The sequence below is a fragment of the Paenibacillus solani genome (genome assembly GCF_050475945.1).
Taxonomy (GTDB): Bacteria; Bacillota; Bacilli; order Paenibacillales; family Paenibacillaceae; genus Paenibacillus_AQ; species Paenibacillus_AQ solani_A.
This window is the reverse complement of record NZ_JBCMXJ010000007.1, coordinates 476247-492970: the sequence shown is the minus strand read 5'-3', so window position 1 is coordinate 492970 and position 16724 is coordinate 476247. Positions and strand designations below refer to the sequence as shown.

At 45.2% G+C, this 16724-nt stretch carries 12 protein-coding genes; all 12 read right to left on the bottom strand.

The window, feature by feature from the left end; genetic code table 11:
* Positions 1-143: 143 nt before the first annotated feature.
* Positions 144-905, bottom strand: a complete 762-nt coding sequence (locus tag ABEQ74_RS10375) for an alpha/beta hydrolase (RefSeq protein WP_430122098.1) — start codon at positions 903-905, stop codon at positions 144-146.
* 24 nt (positions 906-929) lie between these two features.
* On the bottom strand, positions 930-1931 hold the full coding sequence (locus ABEQ74_RS10370; protein WP_430122097.1) for a LacI family DNA-binding transcriptional regulator: 1002 nt from the start codon (positions 1929-1931) through the stop codon (positions 930-932).
* Between the two features lie 41 nt (positions 1932-1972).
* Positions 1973-2791: a carbohydrate ABC transporter permease gene (locus tag ABEQ74_RS10365; RefSeq protein ID WP_430122096.1), complete on the bottom strand. Its 819-nt coding sequence runs from the start codon at positions 2789-2791 to the stop codon at positions 1973-1975.
* Between the two features lie 45 nt (positions 2792-2836).
* Positions 2837-3742 (bottom strand): carbohydrate ABC transporter permease, encoded by a 906-nt coding sequence (locus ABEQ74_RS10360; protein WP_430122095.1) that lies wholly within the window; start codon positions 3740-3742, stop codon positions 2837-2839.
* A 93-nt stretch (positions 3743-3835) separates the two neighbouring features.
* A complete protein-coding gene (locus ABEQ74_RS10355) occupies positions 3836-5077 on the bottom strand; it encodes a sugar ABC transporter substrate-binding protein (protein WP_430122094.1) in 1242 nt (413 codons plus the stop codon).
* Between the two features lie 467 nt (positions 5078-5544).
* Complete coding sequence (locus tag ABEQ74_RS10350; RefSeq protein ID WP_430122093.1) at positions 5545-6780, bottom strand: MFS transporter; 1236 nt, start codon at positions 6778-6780, stop codon at positions 5545-5547.
* A gap of 315 nt (positions 6781-7095) precedes the next feature.
* A complete protein-coding gene (locus tag ABEQ74_RS10345) occupies positions 7096-8916 on the bottom strand; it encodes a sensor histidine kinase (RefSeq protein WP_430122092.1) in 1821 nt (606 codons plus the stop codon).
* Positions 8913-10487, bottom strand: a complete 1575-nt coding sequence (locus ABEQ74_RS10340; protein WP_430122091.1) for a response regulator — start codon at positions 10485-10487, stop codon at positions 8913-8915. Before ABEQ74_RS10340 ends, ABEQ74_RS10345 begins: the two co-directional genes overlap by 4 nt.
* A gap of 170 nt (positions 10488-10657) precedes the next feature.
* A complete protein-coding gene (locus tag ABEQ74_RS10335; protein ID WP_430122090.1) occupies positions 10658-12340 on the bottom strand; it encodes an extracellular solute-binding protein in 1683 nt (560 codons plus the stop codon).
* Positions 12341-12407: 67 nt separating this feature from the next.
* A complete protein-coding gene (locus tag ABEQ74_RS10330) occupies positions 12408-13307 on the bottom strand; it encodes a carbohydrate ABC transporter permease (RefSeq protein ID WP_430122089.1) in 900 nt (299 codons plus the stop codon).
* A gap of 27 nt (positions 13308-13334) precedes the next feature.
* Positions 13335-14312: an ABC transporter permease gene (locus ABEQ74_RS10325; protein WP_430122088.1), complete on the bottom strand. Its 978-nt coding sequence runs from the start codon at positions 14310-14312 to the stop codon at positions 13335-13337.
* A 240-nt stretch (positions 14313-14552) separates the two neighbouring features.
* A complete protein-coding gene (locus tag ABEQ74_RS10320) occupies positions 14553-16631 on the bottom strand; it encodes a molybdopterin-containing oxidoreductase family protein (protein ID WP_430122087.1) in 2079 nt (692 codons plus the stop codon).
* Positions 16632-16724: the final 93 nt, after the last annotated feature.

Sequence of the window (16724 nt, the reverse complement as noted above, 5' to 3'; positions counted from 1 at the left end):
TATATTTCTGAAAAGATTAATTCTCTCTTGTTAATCATATGACTTATAAGTATTTTCACAAAAATTCCAGTGATTCATGACAGAGAAATCAGCGCTTTCTGGCAGCTATAATTCGAAACGTTTCAATATAATGGGACAGCAAATTAGGGCAAGGGCAGCCAATCCAGCACACGCTGAATTTTACGGTCCCAATATCCCCATTCATGACCACCTGGTTCTTCCTCATAGGTAATATGAATCCCCAAGCTGTCCGCACATTGTCTAAAGGTCTGATTATCTTTATACAGAAAATCTTCTGTCCCGCAGCACTGATACAGCACTGGTTTCTCACCCTGATATGCCGCAAATTCCGAAGCTAAGTACAGCAAATCGTCCCGGCTTCCCTGCAAGCGGTCGACGCTTCCGAATAGAGTGCGGATTTCGGCCTCCTGAAATCCCCGGCCTGCAGCACGGCTGGCAAGATCCAGCCCTCCCGACAGGCTTGCGCCCGCCGCATAACGCTCCGGATAAGTCAGGACCAGCTTAAACGCACCATACCCGCCCATCGAAATTCCGGCGACAAAGGTATCTTCCCTGCGCCTGGATACCGGGAAGAACGATTGAACCAGCTGCGGAAGCTCTTCACTGAGGAAGGTAAAGTAAGACGGGCCGTTAGCCATGTCCATATAATAGCTTCGTCCCACTCCCGGCATCACCAGGGCGATGCCTTTATTCTCGGCGTACCGTTCTATGGATGACCTGCGCATCCATTCCGTCTGATCCGCACCTCTGCCATGAAGTAAATAAAGCACCGGCAGCCTCGAAGAAGAGCCTGATGTCATCAGCGTAGCTTGTGGTAAAAAAACCTCAATGCCGGTAGACAGTTCCAGCGTTTCGGAATAAAAATCACATGTGATCCATGCCAAGCCCCTCATCTCCGATCCGGTTCTTTAATTCTCTACTTTGCTCTTTCCCGCGGAAGCACGTTCCATCATTTCCGTCGTCAGCATGTAAGACTGCTTTACAGACTCGCCACTCAAGATCTGAAACAGCAAATGCGCTGCAAGTGATCCCGCTTCGCTCTTAGGCTGCCTGATGGTCGTCAGCGGCGGATTCACGTATTCGGCTAATTGTATATCATCATACCCGATAACCGATACATCACCCGGCACCGATATCCCGCTTTCCTCGAACGCCTTCAATCCACCGATAGCCATCTCATCGTTGCCGTAAAACACCGCCGATGGGAGCGCCCCCTGCATAATCATCATCTTGGTGGCATTGTAGCCGCCCTCGCGAACAAAGTTGCCCCTTAGACGCCATTTCGACTGTTCTTCCAGCCCAGCCTCCGCGAGCGCCCGTAGATACCCCTGATAACGCAAATGGTTATCGTAAGAATCCGCGGAACCGCTAATATAAGCCACTTGCCGGTGACCATTCTCAATCAGATATCGGGTCGCCGTGTACCCTCCTTGTTCCCCATCGACCAGTACATTGACCAAATATTCACTGCACAACGGCCGATCCATGATCACAATCGGAAACTGAGGACCGGAAGTCTCGATCAGAACTTCATCGCGGATATTAGGTGCGAGGATGATCGCACCGTCGGCTCTTTTTTCCCGCAGAAATTTGACCGCAGTTGAATCCCTGCCGCCCATTGAGCTGCAGGCGATCAGATCATACCCATTTGTTAAAGCCACTTCCTGTACACTTCGAATCAGCTCGGAATAATAAGGACCGGATAGATCCGTCAGAATAAGAGCGATTGTGTTGGTGCGGCTCCGCTTCAAATCCATGGCAAATCCGTTCTTCCGATAATTCAACTGCCTTGCTGCCTCGAGCACCTTTGATCTTGTCTTGGAACTCACTCTGCTGTCGCCACTTAACGCATATGAAGCCGTTGATAAGGCGACACCAGCGAGCTTTGCCACATCTTTTATCGTTGCCATTTCCCTTTCGCTCCTTCTACTACTATAAAACTCTATCTATCTTATTTCATGCCAGAGATCGTATATCCTTCAATAATATGTTTTTGGAAGAAAGAAAATACGATAATAATCGGAACTACCATAAATGCCGCACCTGCCATCTGCAAGCCAAAATCGGATCCATGCTGTCCCTTCAATAGCTGCAGACCCACCGAGAGTGTATACAGCTTTTGGTCATTCGCCATAATAAGCGGCCACAGGAAGCTGTTCCAGGCGCCGATGAAAGCTAAAATCCCTTGAACCGCAAATACCGGTTTTGTGATCGGAACGATCAAACGGAAGAAAATTCTGAGTTCCCCCGCTCCATCCAGCCTTGATGCCTCCATTAAATCTGTTGGAATCGTGGACATGAACTGACGGAACAGAAAAATACCAAATGCACCGACCAACCCCGGCAGTACGATCCCTGCCATCGTATTGGTTAAACCCATGGCATTAATCAGCAGATAAACCGGAATCATCGTCACCTGGCCCGGGATCATCATGGTCGCCAGCACGAGATAGAACAGTTTTTTGCTGCCCGGAAACTCGAACTTGGCGAATGCATACCCTGCAAGGGCATTAAGGAACAGACCAATAAATGACCAGAACACAATAATGAGCGTATTCTTGAGATATACGATAAAGTCCAGCTTCGTAAATAGATCTACATAGTTTTTGAGGGTAAATTCTTTCGGTAATAACGTCGGCGGAACCGCCGTAAATTCATTTTCCGGCTTGAATGAGGACGTGATCATCCATATAAACGGAATCATCATCAGCAGTCCTCCTGCAATGAGCAGCACCGTCATAAGTGTTTTCTCGATTCTTTTAGCTGCCATACTCTAAAGCCTCCTTCAGCTATGATACGGAATATCGCCTGAGTCTTAATACTCGACATCTTTTCTCTTGACTGCGAATTGTACGATCGTTACCACAATAATAATGAAGAAGAGTACAAACGATCCTGCAGCGGCATAACCGAAATTACTGAGCTGGAAGCCATTGTTATAAATAAAGAGGGCCATCGACATGGTGGAATTCAGCGGTCCGCCCTTTGTCATAACCAGCGGCTCTTCGAAGAATTGAATCCAACCGATCAGCGTCGTGATGGTGACAAAGAAGGTCGCAAAGCTAAGCAGCGGAACGGTGATGTAGATAAGCTTTTTCCACTTGCTCGCACCATCGATTTCAGCCGCCTCATAATAAGAACGCGGAATACCCTGCAGCGCCGCAAGAAAAATAATCATGTTCAGACCAATTGATTTCCATACAGCCAGAAGGATCAGAGATAACTTGGCTAAGGTAGGGTCATTCAACCACTGCTGTGCAGGAATGCCAAACCAGGATAGCATATGGTTAAAGAGGCCGTAATGGCTGTTATACAGGTAACCCCATACAACTGCGACCGCCACAATATTCGTAATGGAAGGCATATAATAAACAACGCGGAAGGTCTTAAACAGCCATCCCGTGCCATAGTTAAGCAGCAATGCAGCGCCCATGGCAAGCATCACAACTAGCGGAACTCCGATAATAACATAGAACATTGTATTATACAGAGATTTCAGGAAAACTGGATCCTTAAATACATTCATGAAGTTATCAAAGCCAACGGCTTCAATATTGGAATAATTGGCGAGACCCGCCAGGTCGATATTCGTGAAACTGATAACAAGCGCAATGATGATCGGAATGATCGAGAACGTCAGAAGCAATAGCAGCGCAGGCGCAATAAACATATAAGGATACTTATAGCGGTTAAAACGCTTGATAAAGTTCTGCAAAGTCATTCACCTCCTGCAAAAATGGGTTGGCATTGGAAGCAGTCAGGCTTGTTTCATCATCATCTGAAGAAACAAGCCGGGCTGAATTACAAACTTATATTATTTGGATAGTATCTCTGTCGCTTTCGCATTCAATTGGTCCATCTCGGTCTTGATGTCAGCACCGCCGACCGTAATTCTTTCAAATGCACCAATCGCCTCTTGCGAGATAGCATCCCACTCTTTGATGAATGGAACAGGCTGAGCATGCTCCAGTTGTTTTCCAAACGTAGCGAAGATTGGATCTTCAAATCGTTTGTCTTCCCATGCACTCTTAATGGCAGGCAGGTTCTTGGACACATCGTAGTTCGTCAACTGTGAGTCTTGTTCGCTCATAAAGGAAATGAATTTAACCGCTTCATCGGCATTCTTGGTGCTGCTAAATACGGACATGTTGGCACCGCCAAGGAAAGAAGTATTCGTTTCTTTTGCAGGAAGGGTTGTGGTTGCCCATTTACCCTCAATTTCAGGCGCTTTATCTTTCACACCTTGGATCATCCAAGGACCGCTGATAAACATCGGGAATTGTCCGTCCTTAAATGCGGCAAACAGGTCCAGATCACTTGCGAGCGGCGTCATGCCTGTATCGTAGAAGCTCTTCAGATACTCCATGGCTCCCATAAATTCCGGCTCGTTAAAATGAGGCTCCCGGTTCTCGTCGATCATAGCGCTTCCATTTTGCCAAGCAAACATGGACAAGTAGTTCATATCCTTAGCATCGATGGTAATCGCATAATTACCGTTTCCTCTCGCAGCCAACTTCTGGCCAGCATCCTTCATATCATCCCAAGTCTTAGGGCCTTCAGGATAGCCTACATCAGCTAGAATATCGGTACGATAGAACAAGACGCGTGTTTCCACGTACCATGGAATGCCGACAATCTTGTCGTCATAGCTCATCGTTTGAACAGCACCGTCAAAGTAATTCTCCGGCTTCAAATTCGGATACTGGTCAAGATACGGCGTCAGGTCAAGCAAAGCGCCGGCTTGCGCGAATTCAGGAATCCAGGTGGTGCCCATCTGTACGACATCCGGACCACTCTTTGAAGCAACCGCTGTCAACAGCTTGTCATGAGCGCTTCCCCAAGGAATCGATTGAACGCTTACCTTCACACCAGGATTCTTCTCTTCATATTGTTTGATTAGCGTTTCGTCCGTCTCGTCACCCATCAACCATACTTTCAATTCCTGCTTGCCCTTGCTGCCTTCATCTGCTTTCTCAGAACCGCCCGAGCAGCCAGCTAATACGGCCGAGAACACCATTAATGTTGCCAACATCCATAACCATGTTTTTCTTCTCATCCTACAATCACCCCGTTCTCAATATTTACCTCATGTAAAACGTAATGCAACATCCAAATTGAAAGCACTTACTTCGAAACGTTTCGAATTTAATCGAAAAAATAAAGACGTCTGATAATTACTACCTCTAACATCCTTTTACTTCAGTATTCCCCCTATATCGCCAATTCACATGTTATCTCTACGTGTAAATTTTTTAATGCGAACTGTTATGAAGAGGATTGCTTGCTTGGTATCTTAGAAAATCTCACTCTAATTTGAAACGTTTCGACACGTTTATTATAGCTTCCTCTGAGAGCGATTTCAATATTCTTTTTTAATTTTTTTATTCGGTATAAAATTGGGGTATATTGTATTTTTGTATGGGCATATAACAAAAAAGCAGCAGGCATGAAACATGCCTGCTGCTTAGTTCTCTCGATATATTCCCTTACTCATAACACAATCTATCTGTTAAACGTGATGTTTTATTCCTGCTGGGATTGCTGTAATACACCAGGGAAATTCTTGTTCAGTCTGGCATGTACCATAAATGAGAAGAATGACATGACCGCTATACCTACAGCGAGCCAAGCGACAGGCGTCAATCCCCCGCCATCGTATAGCGTTCCCATAGCATAAGGCCCGATTACCCTCCCGGCGGCACCCATTCCTCCTGCTACGCCAATATAGAACGGCGCATTATTGCCTGTACGGTCTGCGATAAACGCCGGAATGGCCGGTGAGACCAGCATTTCTCCAAGCGTCGCCAGCACCATGCCGAGCATAAAGCCAGGGTAATTATTCATCAACACAATGATCATGTAAGCACCTGTATAAAATAGCGCACTGATCGTCATCTGAGCTGTCTCCGTACGAGCGAACCATCGTTTGATTAGTGTCGTCAGAGGCTGAGCAACAAAGATCAAGATTCCATTCAGCGTCCATAAATAGCTAAAGGCGGCCTTGGACATGCCTTCGGAAATGATATGCGGTGATACTCCAGTATTCCATACCGAAACACCGAACCACATAAACAGAGATCCCAGACCCATGAATAGATAGATCCGAATATTAGCCAAGAGAGCCCATGCACCTGGACCGGCTGGCAAGGGATTCTTTACCTTTGGATGTTGACCTGTCAGCTCTCCCTCTCCTCCTTCGAGGCGCATTAAGTAAATCCAGAAGAATACGGCAAACCCAAGCGATGTCATTCCGTTAGCCACGAAGCTTAAATGATAGGAGATTTCGGCCAGAAATCCACTCATTGCGGTTCCGAGTGCAATTCCGATGTTGTTGGCCACATATATGACATTGAAGAGTTCTCCGCGACGGTCAGCAAAGCGAAAGCCGATAAATGCCTGGATTGCCGGCAATGATATCGCATTACAGAACCCGATAAATAGCATCATCGGGAGGAGAAGCGGCCAGAAGCCATGGATAAACGGCAGCGAAAACAGCCCGAGTGCATTCAGCACTAGCGAGCCTACAATTAATCTTTTGACACCAATACGGTGATACATGGCACCGCCAAGCAGCTGACCTGCTATGCCTCCCATGGATTGGAGTAGAATCACGAGCCCTGCATCCTGCATACTTCGACCGAGTTCATCAAATACATACATCGTTGTCAGCGGCCACATCAGGGAACCGCCGGCAGAGTTTACAAGACTCGCGATGAGAAAAGCCCTTACTTCCTTAGGATACTGTTGTAAAAATTTCATCTGTCTCTCCCGTATCTCGCAGAATGAAGAAGAAACGGTGACTCGTACCGACTGGAACGGCACCCGTTTCTACGAAAGAACCTTATACCCGGCATCAATCAATAGGCATGACAAAGAAAATAGAAACGACTTTCTCGTCACTGTGACTTGACGAAAAAGCGTTTCTACTTGTTCGCACTTGAAAAATACAGTCAGGATCTCTCCTAATAGTATCGCTCAATTGGCCTTCTCGAAGCAAGCACTTTCAGTGACGCTTCACCTTACCGAGCTATGGGAAGTTCCAGGCCATTCCATATCTTTCCCTGCAGCCCCATATCACCCGGATATCTTTCTTCTTCTTGCTGGAATACGAATTTGCACGGTGGTACCGATCCCTATTCGGCTGTAGATGGAGACTCCGTAGATATCTCCATAATGGAGCTTTACCCGCTGGTCAATATTACGAATGCCACAGCCCATATGGCTACGATCTTTAGGATCAAATATCTCATCAATTCGCTCCTGCTTCATCCCCAGGCCATCATCAATGATGCGATACAGAATATCATCGCCTTCTTTATTCACCGAAACCCTGATATGAATGCGATCTCCGCTCCAAGCATGCTTCAGCACATTCTCAATAAATGGCTGCAAAATCAGCTTAAGGGTTTCATAAGGCCATATATCCGGATCGATATCAAACGTGACTTCCATACGCTGACCGTACTTCACCTTCTGGATATCCAGATAGGCGCTGGCCTGCTCAATCTCTGACGCGATCGGAATCAAAATCTTTCCTGAATTTAAGGTGAGCCGATAAAATTGCGCCAATTGAACAACCATATCCTGCAGTTTCTCCGTCTCTCCAAACTTAGCAAGCTGGTTAATGGAGGATAATGTATTGTATAAAAAATGAGGATTAATCTGCGTTTGCAGCATCTCCAGCTCTGCTTCCTTCTTTTCGAGCTGAGTCAAATATACCTTTTTGATTAATGCTTCGATATCCTCTCCCATCGCATTCAAAGCATCCGCAATTTGAGGGAATTCACCTTTTCCCCGATAGGTGATCCGTTTATGCAAATCTCCCTCCCGGAAGGCATTGAGTACGCCTACGATCTTCATAATCCGCTTGGAGAAGGATTGAGAAATCTTATATCCCGCATACGTAAAAATGACCACACAGATAAAACAGATAATAATAAATAAGGTTTGTACCCTCTTCGCTTCCTGTTCAATAATGGTAAGCGGTACTTCCGCAACGATCTTCCAGTTCTTCTGCGGCAAATCTTCCTCGATGGTCAAGTAATTCCGCTTATCATATGTAGCCACGGCAGTATTCTTGCTCTTCTGGTCGCCAGTTCCCATATTGTCTTCAACAAAAGAATCGCTTGACGTAAACACTACATTTCCATAAGGGTCCAGCACGGATAACCGGCTGCCATCTCCAAGCCTTGTGTAATCCACGCTATCGAACAGCTGAGACAAGCGGACACTGAAGCGCATGATTCCTACTTCTTTGATTTCGAGTGGATTCTGCATATCCACGATACGTCGTATCATGGAAATCCGCCCATCCCGCTCATCCTCTTCTACCTGTCTCCACAGCATCGTAGTATTATATCGTTCTTCCGGCATGGTGAAATACCAGAACTTTCCTGATATCCGAGACATATGGTATATATCATAGGTTTGCAAGTTGAAATCCTCTTTTTTTTCGCTATCCCAATCATTATACTTCGGATATATTGTCGGATTGTGAAAATAAACAGATAACCGCAAATTAAGGCCAACTGCCTTCGAAGCACTCTCCAGCTTCGGGAGGATTACTTTTTTCATACGGTTATAATTATCCGTCCCCGTTAATTCCCGGCGCAAGCTTTGTATAAATGTAGTATCGTCATACAGTGTTGCTGAAGTCTGAACGATATCATCTACTTTGTAAGCTACGTTATCTCGGATCTGCTTAAGTGTTCCCTGGATGTTGACCCGTGTCTGTTTGCGCATCATTTCATCGTAAATAGACTGAGAAATATAGAAGTTTACGAATACCAATATTAGTATAAATATCGTAAACGTTAGCATCAGCTTGTAGCCAATAGGTATATACCCCAGCTTCTTCCGAGTGCCTCTGGATGATGGGATCCAGCTATTATTCATCCTAATTCTCGCTTTCGGTATTCCATAGGTGTCATGGAAAACTTCTCTTTGAACTGCCTACTGAAATATGGGAGGTAGCGATAGCCAACCTGGTCAGCGACTTCATAGATTTTGAGACCAGGCTGTTTCAATAATTCACATGCTTTTTCCATACGCAGCTGGACAAGCAGTTCATTAAAGGTGCTTCCGGACCTCTCTTTGATTAAAAACCCTATATGACTCGGCGAAAAAGAAAAATGCTGCGCAATATCCTTTATCGTTATATTCTCACTCATACGTTCCTTCATCGTTTCAATCACACTACGAATAAATTTACCGTCCCGAGAATTGGATTTCTCGTATAATCTTTCGGAAATTTCGAATATGCGCTGAATGAACCAAGAACGAATATCACTAACGGTTTCGAATTGCATCAATATATCTAAATGATGGATTTCCATGCCTAACAGTTCAAACAAGTCTTCATTACGGCTGCTTAAATATTGTTCGAGCTTCCATATAATATAATTCGACATATTATGCACAGTAAATCGGGAGCGCAAATTCCGTATGGAACCGAATAATTTCTCCAGCTCATCACAGATTTGGACTAGTTCATATTCCTCCATAGCCTTTAATAATGTGTTCATGCGTTCATCCAGCATCTTGGCATCAAGCATGCCAGGCTCCGTACTAACGTCTTCGTACTTGATCACATTTCCCTTGCCCAAAAACATCTTGCCTTCAACAGCCTCCACTGCTTGTCTATAAGACAATTGCAGCTGATCCAGCGTGTATACGGGCTCACCAATACCTGTTGTCATAGACGTTGTTAACTGCTGTTGAACGCTATCCATTAGCGAATCTATCACTTCATTGAAATTACTGTCTTCCAGCAGAATCGCCACTCGCTGTGAAGATAGCTTGCAATAAGGGATCATGCCCATATCCGCGATCGCCTGTTGAATATGCTGCATGAAGTTTCTCGCCAATTCCTTCTGAGTAGTTAGACTCCCTGCTTGACGCCATGATAGATTATCTAGCTCCATAACAGCCACGCGAATCGGCCAATTCAATTGATCAAATTCATATGAAATACTCATCTTTGCCAACGATTCTTCGGACTCCTCACGTTCAAGCAGTCGTATGAGAAAATCACTTTTGACGATTGGAATCATCTCTTGGTATGCCATCTCCACTTCGCGATGCTTCAACTCATCATCAAGATCCCGTTTCACCTTAAGTAATGACGAGATCAGTTCTTTATCGTTCATTGGCTTCAGCACATAACTATAAGCCTTGAGAGACAACGCTTCCTGTACATAACTAAATTCCTGATATCCACTGACAAATATAATACGTATATTCGGTTTATGTTCTAATGCAATACGTGCAAGCTCAAGACCGGACATATAGGGCATGTTAACGTCGCTGACTAGAATATCAATGTCCTTATTCTTAATGATCTCACAAGCCGATAATGCATTATTCATACCATCTACTACTTCCATGCCCAGATCAACCCAAGGAATGAACCTCTTCATACCTTCCAAATCTAGTTCCTCATCATCTACGAGCAGCACCTTGTACATGGTAATCCCCCTAGCCAGTTGTAAAAATTGCCCTTATTTTCATACTCATATCATACTATACATAATGATCTAATGGATACATAAATAAGGGTAATAGATACTAAAACAGAATCATCCCAAAGAGCCCGAGGGACTCATTGGGATGATTCATTACAATTGTTGATTAAAGATTATTTTTTCTGTTTCTCGAGATTTGCCTGCCATTTAGCTGTACGGTAATCAAGAAGCTGCTGGTAACCCAGATCCATCAAACTTTGGTTTCCTTGATCAAGAATTTGATCTACTTCTTCATCACTCTTCGCCATAACGGAGTTAGCATAAATTTCGAGGAACAATTCATCCACGGATTTACCGATAATATCTTCATCTGAGTTTGGAGGAGCATCAAGACCAACAAATTCAGTGATGTTTAATTGTGTCGGCCAAGTAATCGTTTGCTGGTAACGCACTTCCCACTGCTGCTCTTCAGGAGGAAGGGTAGACATATACTTCCACTTAGCAGGGTCAATGTAACTCGTATTACCTACGAGCTGCCATGGGCTATTCTCGGATGAGATTTTTGTTACTTCTTCTCTATCATAAGTATCCGTAAAGTTTGGTTGGCCATTCTCATCGAATCCCTTCCAGTTCTTACCTTCTGGACCGAAGAATTGAACGTTCATACCTTCTGGACTTGTCATCCAGTCAAGGAATGCGAAGATTGCCTCTGGATCTTCGGCTGCTGTAGTAATATGGGCAGCGTTCCATCCAAAGCTTGTATAAGTACCGGCAGTAATCTTGTTCTTATCCAGTCCTGGTTTATGGATAGGCCAGATCATGAAATAACCGCCATTTGGATCTTCTTTCGTTAATTCGATCTGTGCTTTTGATGCGATATCAGTCGGGCTTGATCCTGCAAATACAGCCACTCGACCTGTCATAACTTTTTCTTTAACCATATCTTCAGTTTGGCTAAATGCATCTTGAGAGATAAGTTTCTCTCTGTAGAGCTTAGCGATATATTTCTGAGCTTCACGGAATGTTGGATCTGTAAGCAACGGAGTCAGTTTGCCATCCTTTGGAACAGCAAGCATATTTGCTTTCAAGTTCGAATAGCTTACTTGCTCTCCAAATGCCGTATACAACAACCCAAGTCCTTGTCTATCCTGCGCACGGTGAGGTTCGAATGGAACAATGGAATCACCGTATTTGTCTTTAACCATCTTCAAGTAGTTATACAAATCGTCAGTTGTTTCAAGTGGTGGCTGACCTAACTCATCGTAAATTTTCTTGTTAACAACATAACCTGCAGTACCATAAGGATTGGATGAGTACCAGTTAGGGAATCTGTAAATCTTTCCGTCGTCAGCACGGAGCAGATCCAGATCGCCCATCCATGTTTTCAGGTTAGGATATTTATCTAACCAAGGATCGAATGCAACCAGCTTACCTTCTTTTTGAAGGCTTAGAATCATTGGATCGTCACGGTCTGTCCAGATCATATCAGGCAGATCATCAGATGCAATCATTGCACTCAGCTTTTGCTTATGTGCTCCATTAGCTGCGATTACATCAATTTTCACTTGCTTCTCATCACTTAAATACTTACCAAGTGGAACGCTTTCCCACTTAGGGAAGTCAATGCCTTCATAGTGAGCATAAGCTGAAAACTGAAGCGGCTTCTCACCAAGTACCCACTTGTCTTCAGCAGCGTTTTCTGCTGGCGGCTCTGTCTTATCGCCACCGTTGTTTTCTACTGGTGCTGGTGCCGGAGCCGGATCAGCTGTTTTGCCGCCGCCGCATCCTGCCAGAGCTGTGGCCAGTACGAAAATCAAAGATACCATCAACAGCAAAGACTTTCTTGTCTTTCTCATTTACTTAACCCCTCTCATTCTAAAAATATATATGTTCAAAGCTGTTCGCCTTAAACCGTTCCCAAAACTACTCTTTCAGTGAGCCTACAAGCACACCTTTAACAAAGTACTTTTGCACAAAAGGATATACAAGAACAATTGGCAGTGTCACTACAATCATCATCGCCATTGTGAGTGATTTGGAGGTGATCTGTTTGGATCGTTCCATTAACATAGCAGAAGCGCTATCAAGTACTGAGTTTGAATTCGTTACAATATTGGCATTTAGCGTCTGCCGCAATATCGTCTGTATTGGCAGCAGGTTATCACTAGTAATGTAAATACTAGGCAAGAACCAGTCATTCCAGTGACCTACGGCTGTGAACAATGCCAAGGTTGCAATTACCGGACCGGACAGCGGAAGTATAATCCGGAAGAACATTCCCCAGTTGCTGCAGCCATCAATACTAGCGGACTCTTCCAATCCAACAGGGAGACCTTTAAAGAAGGTTCGGAATATAATCATGTTCCACACGCTAATCAGGGATGGAATAATAAACACCCAGAAAGAGTTCATCATACCAAGCGAACGGATCAGGAGATAAGACGGAATCAATCCCCCAGCAAAGTACATGGTGAATACAAAGAACACCATATAAAAGTTCCGACCAATCAAATAGTTACGAGTCATTCCGAATGCCAAAAGGGCGGTCATAAATATTGACGTTATGGTTCCGACTATGGTCCGGCTAATGGATATAAAGAATCCATTAGCCAATCGGTCATCATCCAATATAATTTTGTAATTCTCCAGTGTGAATTCTCGAGGCCAGAAGGTAATCCCGCCTTTAGCGGTGTCTACCCCTTGGTTAAAGGATACGGCCACAGCATTCCAGAATGGATAAAGTGCTGAGAAGGCCAATAAAGTAAGAAATGTATAGATCAAGACAAGCACGACCTTGTCACCAGTGCTAATTCTTTTAAGCATGCTGTACCTCCTGATTGCTACTGATTATTACCATAGACTGTTACCGGATCTTCGGGCTGCATAGTTAGCGATCGTAAGCAGGAAGACAGCGATCACCGATTTGAAAAGTCCGATGGCAACCCCGTAAGAATAGCGATTTGCTCCTAGGCCGACGCGATAAACATAGGTATCTACAACGTCGGCTACTGGCCTTAATACAGGGTTAGAGGCCAACAGCAAGATATCCTCGAATCCTGCATCGAGCAGTCTGCCGATTGCAAGAATCATAAAGATGATAACGACTGGCATAATCGAAGGAACCGTAATGAGATAGATCTGCTTTGTCTTGCTAGCCCCGTCGATGTCTGCCGCTTCATACAGAGCCGGATCAATACTGGCTATGGCGGCGAGATATACAATCGAGTTAAACCCAATCTCTTTCCATACGTTAGCCGAAATCAGAATTGTCCAGAAGTATTGTTTTAGAGAAAGGAAGTTGATCGGTTCATCAATGGCCCCCACACTCTGCAGCAGCATATTAACACTACCGTTCTCTGTGGAGAGCATTGCAATTACAAATCCCGCGACAATAACCCAAGACAAGAAGTGAGGCATGTAGGTAATCGTCTGGATAATTCTCTTGAAGAACATATGTCGAACTTCATTCAACATCAGTGCGAGAATAATCGGTGCCGGAAAACCAATAAAGAATTTAAGTAAACTGATTACAATCGTATTCCGAATAATCCTCTCAAACTCTGGGGCATTTAAAAAAGCTTCAAAGTGCTTGAAACCAACCCAAGGATTGTCAAAGATATTTGAGCCTGTAAAAATGCTGTAATCCATAAATCCGGTAATCACACCGTACATCGGCAGATAGGCAAAAATCAAAACCAGAATAACTCCTGGTAATACCATCAACTGAACATCCCATTGCTTCAATAAGCGCCTAAATAAACTTTTATTATGTACCTTCGGCTGCCGGGACATGGGTGATGGTTGCTGTTCTGTAGTAGCTTGCGGCATATTTATCCTCCTGTTACAAATTGATGTAAATACATGCCGGTTCTCTGAAATCTTAGACTTCGAAACCGCTTGCAATTGACCTAGTACCATTCTACCCATGGAAATATATTGAAGCTATATAATAAAAGCCCGATTTTTTATACTTCTACCGGAAAGTTCGATAATTTCTATCAAAAAAAAGACTGCCTTCAGGTCAAATAGACCTATAAGACAGTCTTTCTATGCATTTTTAGGAAGCGCTCAGTTAGGTCTGACCTCTACTACCGTTGAGAAGAAGGTTGCCCCCTCACCGAGATCGGCCAACCGATCGGACGTTAAGGCATTGGCCCGCTGCTTTCGTCCATCTGCATCCCACCACAAACCTTGACTCACCACAGTACCGGGCAGCATTTTTTCCACAATCTTGGCCCGCGCTTCGAATGTTCCCCGATCATTATAAACGCTTACCCACATCCCATCTTCGATGCTTCGCTCGGCCGCATCCTCCGGGTGAATTTGCAGAAAAGGCTCCTTCTCCAGCTTCTGATGCTTGGGAACGTTGGCGAAGGTAGAATTCAAAAAGTTATGCGTCGGTGGCGAGATAAACATGAGTGGATATTGATGGCCCCGTCCCCGCCGGATGCCGTCATATCCTTCTTTCAGCGGCACATAGGTCGGCAGCGGCGGCAGTCCTGCTGCCGCAAGTGCCTCGGAATACAGTTCGATGCGCCCCGATGGCGTTGGCAAATGATCCAAGTACGAAGCATATGGAGTGAGATTCAGCTTCACATGGCGGTGCTCCTTCAAGGCGCTTAATGTAACCCCGTCCAGATACGGATTATCAGGGTAATCAAGCGCCCTTGCAATCATCTCTTCCTCCGTTTCGGAGAAGGCAGCCTCAGGGAATCCCATCGCCCTTCCTAATAGAGAGAATAACTCCACATTCCCCTTGCTCTCACCCTGTGCAGGAATGACCGGTTCTTGCAATTGAATATACGGATGCCAATAGGAAGCGAACACATCGGTATTCTCAAACGAAGAGGTCGCCGGGAGCACAATATCTGCGTATTTGGCTGTATCAGTCATAAACAAATCATGAACCACAGTAAACAGATCCTCACGCGCAAATCCGGTGCGAACCCGCTCGGTATCCGGTGCCACGACCAGCGGATTGCTACAATAAACAAACATTCCCTTAATCGGCTTGTCTGTCATCGCCAGCGCCTCACCGATCCGGTTCATATTAATCGTACGCGCCTCAGGATTCGGCCTCAGATCGGGCCGTTCTAGCGCATCGCCGTTCATTGAGCTGTACCCGCCATTTGACTTAGCCGCGCCTCCGCCTGGCTTTAACCAATGGCCGGTTAGTCCAGGGAGACAAGCAATGCTGCGAATCGCCATTCCGCCGTTGTCATGATGCTGAAGCCCATTGCCGATATGTATATATGCGGCTTCCGCACGGCCGTACATCACAGCCAATTCCTCTATATGTTCAGCCGGTATCCCGGTAATAGAGGATACATACTCAGGCGTGTATTCTTTTACATGCTCCCTTAGTTCCGCATGGCCAAGCGTATACTGCTCCATAAACGCTTCATTCACTAATCCATCACGGAATAAAATATGCATTATGCCAATGGCGAGAGCCGTGTCTGTACCTGGGTGAAGCGGAATGAACCAATCCGCCCACTGGCCTGTCTGGTTCTTGTGTACATCAATGACAATCACCTTGGCCCCGTTGTTCTTCCGGGCCTTCTCTGCCAATACGACCTGGTGCATATTCGTACTGACGATGTTGCCGCCCCAAACGATAATCAAATCAGATTGAATCGTCTCCTCGGGCAGGGTTCCAGCATTAATACCCATGACTGATTTCCAGCCTTCATTACCAGCAGAATTACAAATGCTCTGTTTCAATTTACTCGATCCGAGTGCGTTGAAGAAACGGCGATCCATCCCGTCGACGCCAATGATGCCCATATTACCATAAAAGCTATACGGCAGTATGCTCTCCGATCCATACTCCTCCGTAAGCGCCTTGAACCGTTCCGTAATTTCGAATATGGCTTCATCCCAGCTAATCTGCTCAAAAACGCCTTCTCCCTTGGCTCCGACCCGGCGCAGCGGATACATTAAGCGTTCCGGATGATAGACCCTCTCTGCCATATTTCGTACCTTGTTACATATCGCGCCCTGTGTAACAGGATGGTCCGGATTACCGGTAACCTTAACGATTTTTCCGTTTTCCTTATGCAGCAGCAGGCCGCAAGTATCCGGACAATCCAGTGGACATACCGCCGGAAACACGCCGTTTTCCTGATGAATCATATCTTGTGTCATTTCCCATTCCCCCTTCTGCACGGCTGCACCATATCTCCTTATCTTAAAAGAATATCAGGGTTCCAGTAAAGCCGAACATTTTTTATATGAAGG

What these genes read in the sequence shown, in the direction of transcription:
- ABEQ74_RS10320 (WP_430122087.1), bottom strand. Translation starts at nt 16,631, where the DNA reads ATGACACAAGATATGATTCATCAGGAAAACGGCGTGTTTCCGGCGGTA.
- ABEQ74_RS10330 (WP_430122089.1), bottom strand. Translation starts at nt 13,307, where the DNA reads ATGCTTAAAAGAATTAGCACTGGTGACAAGGTCGTGCTTGTCTTGATC.
- ABEQ74_RS10325 (WP_430122088.1), bottom strand. Translation starts at nt 14,312, where the DNA reads ATGCCGCAAGCTACTACAGAACAGCAACCATCACCCATGTCCCGGCAG.
- ABEQ74_RS10335 (WP_430122090.1), bottom strand. Translation starts at nt 12,340, where the DNA reads ATGAGAAAGACAAGAAAGTCTTTGCTGTTGATGGTATCTTTGATTTTC.
- ABEQ74_RS10340 (WP_430122091.1), bottom strand. Translation starts at nt 10,487, where the DNA reads ATGTACAAGGTGCTGCTCGTAGATGATGAGGAACTAGATTTGGAAGGT.
- ABEQ74_RS10365 (WP_430122096.1), bottom strand. Translation starts at nt 2,791, where the DNA reads ATGGCAGCTAAAAGAATCGAGAAAACACTTATGACGGTGCTGCTCATT.
- ABEQ74_RS10360 (WP_430122095.1), bottom strand. Translation starts at nt 3,742, where the DNA reads ATGACTTTGCAGAACTTTATCAAGCGTTTTAACCGCTATAAGTATCCT.
- ABEQ74_RS10350 (WP_430122093.1), bottom strand. Translation starts at nt 6,780, where the DNA reads ATGAAATTTTTACAACAGTATCCTAAGGAAGTAAGGGCTTTTCTCATC.
- ABEQ74_RS10355 (WP_430122094.1), bottom strand. Translation starts at nt 5,077, where the DNA reads ATGAGAAGAAAAACATGGTTATGGATGTTGGCAACATTAATGGTGTTC.
- ABEQ74_RS10370 (WP_430122097.1), bottom strand. Translation starts at nt 1,931, where the DNA reads ATGGCAACGATAAAAGATGTGGCAAAGCTCGCTGGTGTCGCCTTATCA.
- ABEQ74_RS10345 (WP_430122092.1), bottom strand. Translation starts at nt 8,916, where the DNA reads ATGAATAATAGCTGGATCCCATCATCCAGAGGCACTCGGAAGAAGCTG.